The following is a 7,730-nucleotide window of genomic DNA, read 5'->3' on the forward strand; positions in this document are numbered from 1 at the left end:
GAACGGGCCTTTCAATAGGTTGATACGTAGTGGTGAGCTCTACAGCAAATCGAATTCCTCGGCGATGAGTTGCCACAATTCCCCGGCGGCCTCGTCCACCACGTTATTGACGATGACCTTGTCGAATTCGGGTTCCGCGGCCAATTCGATTTTGGCGGTCTCCAATCGTTTCGCCTGCTGCTCCGGTGTTTCGGTTCCTCGTCCGATCAGACGGCGCTTGAGCTCTTCGAATGAGGGCGGCGCGATGAACACCGTCATCACGTCGAGTCCCAACTCCCCCGCACGTGCCTTGACGCTGCGCGCACCCTGAATATCGATTTCCAGAACGACCGGTATGTTGCGCTCGAGATGTTCCACGACCGGTTTCACCGGGGTTCCGTAATGCGCCAATCCGAAGACATCCGCGGTCTCCAGGAATTCGCCGGCCTGCTCCTTGGCGAGGAATTCCTGTTCGGTCATGAAGAAGTAGTTCACGCCATCGACCTCGCCGGGACGAGGCTTGCGCGTCGTGGCGGATACCGACAGCCAGATCTCCGGATGCAACTCCCGCACACGTCCAAGAACCGTGCCCTTGCCGACGCCGGCCGGTCCGCAAAGTACAATCAAACGACCATGTTGGGAATCGGTCATCGTATCCTCACTATTCATTGAATTCGGGTAATAAGACAGATGGAAGTATAAACGGCACGCTTCAGGCGTCTTCGCCTTCGCTTTGCGCTTCGAGCAATGCCTGACGCACCTCGTCGGCGACCGATTCCGTGGCGGACGTCAACGTGGCGATATCGGGACCCTTCGTGGCGATGGAACGTGAGACGGTGACCAGCACGTTGCCCTTGGTGCCTTTGAAGACGGTTTTGAGATCACGGGTCTCCGCTCCCTGCCATCCATATCCGGGAGATAGGATCGGACCGGTGAATTTCGCCGGATCGACGCCGGAATCACTGATCCACTGACCGATGGTGGCGCCGATGATCAGTCCCACGGATCCCATGATGCCGTCGGCTGTGCTGTTGAATTTCTGCGCGGTGCTGGCGATACCATATGCGACCGTCCGCCCCTTGTATTCCCCTCCCTGCCGAAGCGCAGTCTGCAGACTCGCGCCTTCAGGATTGGAGGTCAAGGATGCGATGAAAACACCACGCCCATTGTTGAGCGCGTCGTTGATCACGCCGCTTAATGAACGGGCGCCGTAATACGGCAACAAGGTGATGGCATCCGCCAGCAACGGCGAAGCGGGTTTGAAATAGGCGTCCGCAAACGCGGAGATGGTGGTGGGAAGCCCACCATGCAGGCAGTCGACAATGGTGATGATGCCCATCTGCCGCGCCGCGTAGAGCACGCGTTCGAGCGCCGCGATGCCTTTGGAACCGTAGCGCTCGAACATGGAGAACTGAAATTTGACTGCCGCGGCATGGCCGTTGGCGGCCTGCAGCATACGCATCGAGTACAGTTCGGCCCCCAATGCGTCCACATTGTAGCCCCAGTCGGTGAGGAGTTGCCTGTGCGGATCGATGCCGACGCACAGCGGACCGTACTTGGCCATCGAATTGCTCAGGCGCAGACCGAAGTCCGAACGCTCGGCGTTGATCTCTTCACTGCTGAGGCTATTCATATCTACTCACGGCTTTCCAGCTCGAACAGCTGCTTGGAGTGCTCCTGAATGCTCATGATCTGATAATCATTATTGCGCACGGCCTCGATGGCCATCAGCACCGCGGCGAACTCCGTCATCGTCGTGAACTGCGGCAGGTCGGCCGCGATCGCGGCCGAACGGATGGCGTAGCCGTCGGAACGGGAGCCACGGGAGTTCGGCGTGTTGAGAATCAGGTCGATGGCGCCTTCCTCGATCAGCTGAACGACGTTCTTGCCGACGCTGCCTTCCGCGTGGTACGTGGTGACCGGATCCTCGGGATCGGAGTCCATGCGGACGCTGATCTTGTCGACAATCTTGGAATCGATGCCGTAGCGACGCAGCACGGATGCGGTGCCCTCCGTCGCCCAGATCTTGAATCCGAGCTCCACCAGGCGCGCCGCGAACAACGGCAGCTGACGCTTGTCGGTGTCGTTCACGGAGATGAACACGTTGCCGCTGGTCGGCAGGCCGCCTTCGTATGCGGCCAGCTGGCTCTTGGCGAACGCATGCGGGAAGTCGCGGTCGAAGCCCATGACCTCACCGGTGGAACGCATTTCCGGTCCAAGCAGCACATCGACGGTCTTGCCGAGCGGCGTGCGGAAACGCTTGAAGGGCAGCACGGATTCCTTGACGGCCACCTGCTGTCCGCGATGGATGTCGCCACCGTCGCCATGGGGCAGCAGCAAACCGTTGTCGCGCTGCTGCTGGATGGTCTCGCCGGCCATGATGCGGGCCGCGGCCTTGGCCAGGGCCACACCGGTGGCCTTGGAGGCGAACGGCACCGTACGGGACGCACGCGGGTTGGCTTCGATCACATACAGCGTGTTGGCCATGAAGGCGTACTGCACATTGATCAGACCCTGCACGCCACAACCCTTGGCGATGGCGTAGGTTCCCTCGCGCAGACGACGAATCTGGTCGTCGGACAACGTGCTTGGAGGCAAGGTGCATGCGGCGTCTCCGGAGTGGACGCCGGCTTCCTCGACGTGCTCCATGATGCCGCCGATGTACAGCTCCTTGCCGTCGAACAGGGCATCGACGTCGATTTCCACGGCGTCCTGGAGGAACTTGTCGATCAGCAGCGGCGAAGGCAGACGTCCGGAGACGACCGTATCGGCCTGGGCCTCCTTCAGCGCACGATCGACGTACTTGCGCAGCTGGGCGTCGTCATAGACGATTTCCATGCCTCGTCCGCCGAGCACGTAGCTCGGGCGCACCAGCACCGGGTATCCGATGGCGTGCGCGGCCTCGCGGGCCTCGTCCAGGCTCAGGGCGGTGCCGTAACGCGGCGCGTTCATGTCCGCCTTCTTCAGCACCTCGCCGAAAAGCTCACGGTTTTCGGCCAAGTCGATGGATTCCGGAGTGGTGCCGAGGATCGGCACGCCGGCGGCCTTCAGACGTGCGGCGAGCGACAGCGGCGTCTGGCCGCCGAGCTGCACGATAACGCCCTTGACCGGACCCATCTTCTTCTCGGCCTCGTAGATCTCCAGCACATCCTCGAAGGTGAGCGGTTCGAAGTACAGGCGGTCGGACATGTCGTAATCCGTGGACACGGTCTCCGGATTGCAGTTGACCATGATGGTGTCATAGTCCTTGCCCAGTTCCTGCACCGCGTGCACGCAGGTGTAGTCGAACTCGATGCCCTGGCCGATGCGGTTCGGACCGGAACCGAGGATGATCACCGCCTCGCGTTCGCGTGGACGCAGCTCGGTCTCGTCCGCATAGCAGGAGTAGTAATACGGCGTGGCCGCGTCGAATTCGGCCGCGCAGGTGTCGACGGTCTTGTACACCGGGCGGAGGTCATACGACCAGCGCAGTTCGCGGATGGCGTTCTCGCCTTCGTCTCCGAGACGGCGCAGATGGGCGATCTGCACATCGGACAGGCCTGCGAGCTTCGCCTTCTTCAGCAGTCGCTTCGTCAGCTTTTCGGCGTTCTTGATCTCCAAAGCGGTCTGGTTGATCAGCGCGAACTGGCGGACGAACCACGGATCGATCTTGGTGGCGTCAAAGATCTGCTGTTCGGTGGCGCCGCCCCACAGGGCTCGCTGAATCTGCAGGTAACGGTGCTCGGTCGGGGTCTTGATGGCCTCGAGCAGCTGCTCGACCTCTTCCTGCGACGGCTTGTCGCCATCCCAGTTGAAGCCCATGTGGCGCTTGTCGATGGAGCGCATCGCCTTGCCGAGGGACTCCTGGAAGTTGCCGCCGAGGGCCATGGCCTCGCCCACGGACTTCATCGACGTGGTCAGCGTCGGGTCGGCTCCTGGGAACTTCTCGAACGCGAAGCGTGGAACCTTGGTGACCACGTAGTCGATGGTCGGCTCGAAGCTGGCCGGCGTGGACTGGGTGATATCGTTCTGAATCTCGTCCAGCGTGTAGCCGAGCGCCAGCTTGGTGGCGATCTTGGCGATCGGGAAGCCGGTCGCCTTGGATGCCAAGGCGGACGAACGGGACACACGCGGGTTCATCTCGATGACGATGATGCGGCCGGTGTTCGGATTGACGGCGAACTGAATGTTGCAGCCGCCGGTGTCGACGCCCACGCCGCGGATGATGGCGATGCCGATGTCGCGCAGCTTCTGGTATTCGCGGTCGGTCAGGGTGAAGACCGGGGCGACGGTGATGGAATCACCGGTGTGCACGCCGACCGGATCGACGTTTTCGATCGGGCAGACGACCACGACGTTGTCCTTCTTGTCGCGCATCAGCTCGAGCTCGTATTCCTTCCAGCCTTCGATGCCTTCCTCGATCAGCACCTCATCGGTCGGGGAATAGTGGATGCCGGCGCCGGCGATGCGGTGCAGCTCCTCCTCATTGTGGGCGATACCGGAGCCGAGACCACCCATGGTGAAGCTTGGGCGAACGACCAGCGGGTATCCGAACTTCTCCGCGATCTTGTCGACTTCCGCGAGGGAGTGCGCGATGTCGGAGCGCGCAGATTCCGCGCCGGCCTTCTCGACGACCTTCTTGAACAGCTCGCGGTCCTCGCCACGGTCGATGGCGTCCAGCGAAGCACCGATCAGTTCGACGTCGTACTTCTTGAGCACGCCGGCCTCACCAAGCGCCATCGCGGCGTTCAGCGCGGTCTGGCCGCCAAGGGTCGGAAGCAGCGCATCCGGACGTTCTTTGGCGATGATCTGCTCGAGGATCGGCGTGGAGATCGGCTCGATGTAGGTGGCATCGGCCATTTCCGGATCGGTCATGATGGTGGCGGGGTTGGAATTGACCAGAATGACCCGGATGCCTTCCTCACGCAGGACGCGGCACGCCTGGGTTCCCGAATAGTCGAATTCCGCGGCCTGGCCGATCACGATCGGGCCGGAGCCGATAACCATCACGGACTTGATGTCTGTGCGCTTAGGCATTGTGGGTTCCCTCCTTGGCGGAACGCATGAGATCCACGAAACGATCAAACAGATAGGCGGCGTCGTGCGGGCCGGCCGCGGCCTCCGGGTGGTACTGCACGGAGAATGCGGGGATGTCCACGCACTGCAGTCCTTCCACCACATCGTCGTTCAAATCGATGTGGCTGACGAATACCTTGCCGTACTTGCCGTTCTCGAACGGGGCGTCCACGGTCTTTCCGATGGGCGCGTCCACCGCGAAGCCGTGGTTGTGCGCGGTGATTTCGATCTTTCCGGTGGTCATGTCCTTGACCGGCTGGTTGATGCCACGGTGTCCGAACTTGAGTTTGTAGGTGCCGAAGCCGAGCGCGCGGCCAAGCAGCTGGTTGCCGAAGCAGATGCCGAAGAACGGATAGCCGGCGTCGAGCACCTGACGCAGCAGACGCACCTCCGGATCGGCCTGTTCCGGGTCGCCCGGGCCGTTGGAGAAGAACACGCCGTCGGGGCTCAGTTCCTTGAGTTCCTCGAAGGTGATGGTGGACGGCACCACATGCACGCGGCAACCGCGCTCCGCCATGCGGTGCGGGGTCATGGCCTTGATGCCCAAATCGACCGCTGCGACGGTGAACAAGGGCTCCTTGCCTTCGTATTCTCCGCACGGCTCGATGGTGTATGCCTTCTTGGTGCTGACCTCGTCGTAGAGGCTCATGCCCTTCATCTGCGGGGTCGCCTTGACCTCGTCGAGCATGGATTCGACGGTGCGCGGTTTGCCGTTCCCGTCAAGCAAGGCGTCGCCGGAGAAGATACCGGCGCGCATGACGCCGGCGGAACGCAGGTGACGCACCAGCTTGCGTGTGTCGATGTGGCTGATGCCCACGATCTGGTTGGACTCCAGATCGTCGTCAAGGCTGCCGGTGGAGCGCCAATTGCTCACCGTCGGGCTGGGGTCGCGCACGACATAGCCCGCGACCCAGATTCTGGAGGATTCCGGATCCTCTTCATTGATTCCCGTGTCCCCGATGTGCGGGAACGTCTGCACCACGATCTGACGGTCGTAGCTGGGATCCGTAAGCGTTTCCTGATAGCCGGTCATGCCGGTCGCGAAAACGATCTCCCCGCTGGTCGTGCCGATCGCGCCGTAGGGCTCGCCCACATACACCTGTCCGTCTTCAAGAACAAGAACGGCATCCTGAGGGTCAAACGTCACGGCTTCGGAATCATACTGGTTCACCAAAACCCCCTTATAGTCAAGGTATTCGTACCAAGGATAGCGGCCGGTTAGGACTCGCGACCCGGCCGAATCGCTTAACTATCGGCTTTATTCCGCCGATGGTTCGGTCGGTTGGTCATCCGTCTGCGCGGTTCGCGCATCAGCGCTGACCGCGCTGAGCAGACCATGGATGAACGACGGGGAATCGTCGTCGCACAAGGTCTTGGCAAGGCTCAGCGCCTCATCGATGGCCACCATGTTGGGAACATCATCATTGAACATGATCTCCCAGGCTGCGATGCGCAGGATGTTACGGTCGACCACACCCATGCGCTTGACCTTCCAGCCAGTGGAATGCTCATCAAGCGCGGCGTCGATGGCGGAACGGTGGTCCGCAACGCCACGGACGATTTCGATGGCGTAATCCGGCAGCGGGGTCTGAGCGCCGGGCTGTTCGATGCGCTCAGCAAGAAGGGACAGGATATCCTGTCCCTTCTCGTCCGCTTCATACAACGTGTTCAGAGCCCTCTTGCGAGCGGTGGAACGTGCCATGAAACTTCTTTGTCCTTACTCTCAGTTCTCGCGGCCGAGGTAGGAGCCGTCGGTGGTGTTCACCTTGACCTTTTCGCCCTCGCCGATGAACAGCGGGACCTGAATCTCGGCACCGGTCTCGACGGTGGCGGGCTTGGTGCCGGCGTTGGAACGGTTGCCCTGCAGGCCCGGCTCGGTGTGGGTGACGGTCAGCACGACGGAGGCCGGCAGCTCGACGGACAGCGGGGTGCCGTCGTGGAAGGAGATGATGCAGTCGGTGCCTTCAAGGAGGTACTTGGCCTGCTCGCCGACCAAGGTCTTCGGAATGAAGACCTGGTCATAGGTGGTCATGTCCATGAACACGAAGTTGTCGCCGTCCTCGTAGGAGTACTGGAGGTTGCGGTTGTCGACGGTTTCGAATTCCATCTTCATGCCAGCGTTGAAGGTCTTGTCGACGATCTTGCCGGAGAGCACGTTCTTGATGGTGGTGCGCACGAAAGCGGGGCCCTTGCCCGGCTTGACGTGCTGGAACTTGATGACGGTCCACAGCTGGCCGTCGAGATTCAGAACGGATCCGTTCTTGATGTCGTTAGTAGTCTGTGCCAAATTAACTCACCTATTTCTTCATCTAACAGGGAAAGCTTAAAAAGAGCCTTGCTAATTATGCCACGGCGTGCATACTTTGGGCATTCGTCTTCCATATAAAGAAACCTCCCGATGATTCGTTCATCGGGAGGTTTCCTTCTACGCTAGTTCAAGCGTGTCCTGATATCGGGTAAGACTACTCGATGATCTTGGTGACACGGCCCGAGCCGACGGTGTGGCCGCCTTCACGCACAGCGAAGGTCAGGCCCTCTTCCATAGCGATCGGCTGGATCAGCTCAACGCTGAAGGTAGCGTGATCGCCCGGCTGCACCATCTCAACGCCTTCCGGCAGGGTGATGACGCCGGTGACGTCGGTGGTACGGAAGTAGAACTGCGGACGGTAGTTGGAGAAGAACGGCGAGTGACGGCC

General features: G+C 61.0%; 6 protein-coding genes and 1 pseudogene. All 7 read right to left on the reverse strand.

Translation table 11 applies throughout. From position 1 onward, the window contains the following. Window positions 1–39: 39 nt before the first annotated feature. A complete protein-coding gene (gene gmk / locus B3C64_RS08180) occupies window positions 40–630 on the reverse strand; it encodes a guanylate kinase (RefSeq protein WP_291534982.1) in 591 nt (196 codons plus the stop codon). Between the two features lie 61 nt (window positions 631–691). Continuing rightward, window positions 692–1,612, reverse strand: coding sequence for an orotidine-5'-phosphate decarboxylase (gene pyrF / locus B3C64_RS08185; RefSeq protein ID WP_291534983.1), 921 nt, complete (start codon window positions 1,610–1,612; stop codon window positions 692–694). Window positions 1,613–1,614: 2 nt separating this feature from the next. Beyond that, window positions 1,615–4,995: a carbamoyl-phosphate synthase large subunit gene (gene carB, locus B3C64_RS08190; protein ID WP_291534984.1), complete on the reverse strand. Its 3,381-nt coding sequence runs from the start codon at window positions 4,993–4,995 to the stop codon at window positions 1,615–1,617. Next, window positions 4,988–6,205 carry a glutamine-hydrolyzing carbamoyl-phosphate synthase small subunit gene (gene carA, locus B3C64_RS08195; RefSeq protein WP_291534992.1) on the reverse strand — a complete coding sequence of 406 codons (1,218 nt, stop codon included), beginning with the start codon at window positions 6,203–6,205 and terminating at the stop codon, window positions 4,988–4,990. The genes carB and carA overlap by 8 nt, the downstream gene beginning before the upstream one ends. An 87-nt stretch (window positions 6,206–6,292) precedes the next feature. Then, a complete protein-coding gene (gene nusB / locus B3C64_RS08200) occupies window positions 6,293–6,736 on the reverse strand; it encodes a transcription antitermination factor NusB (protein WP_291534985.1) in 444 nt (147 codons plus the stop codon). A gap of 21 nt (window positions 6,737–6,757) precedes the next feature. Continuing rightward, window positions 6,758–7,321, reverse strand: coding sequence for an elongation factor P (efp, locus tag B3C64_RS08205; RefSeq protein WP_291534986.1), 564 nt, complete (start codon window positions 7,319–7,321; stop codon window positions 6,758–6,760). 175 nt (window positions 7,322–7,496) lie between these two features. Then, a pseudogene (locus B3C64_RS08210) lies at window positions 7,497–7,730 on the reverse strand (elongation factor Tu); the annotation flags it as partial.

Origin of the sequence: Bifidobacterium sp. UBA6881 (assembly GCA_002451435.1) — a bacterium.
In the GTDB taxonomy this organism is placed as follows: Bacteria; Actinomycetota; Actinomycetes; order Actinomycetales; family Bifidobacteriaceae; genus Bifidobacterium.

Coding starts and splice junctions, on each gene's coding strand:
- gmk (WP_291534982.1), bottom strand. CDS start 630: ATGACCGATTCCCAACATGGTCGTTTGATTGTACTTTGCGGACCGGCC.
- pyrF (WP_291534983.1), bottom strand. CDS start 1,612: ATGAATAGCCTCAGCAGTGAAGAGATCAACGCCGAGCGTTCGGACTTC.
- carB (WP_291534984.1), bottom strand. CDS start 4,995: ATGCCTAAGCGCACAGACATCAAGTCCGTGATGGTTATCGGCTCCGGC.
- nusB (WP_291534985.1), bottom strand. CDS start 6,736: ATGGCACGTTCCACCGCTCGCAAGAGGGCTCTGAACACGTTGTATGAA.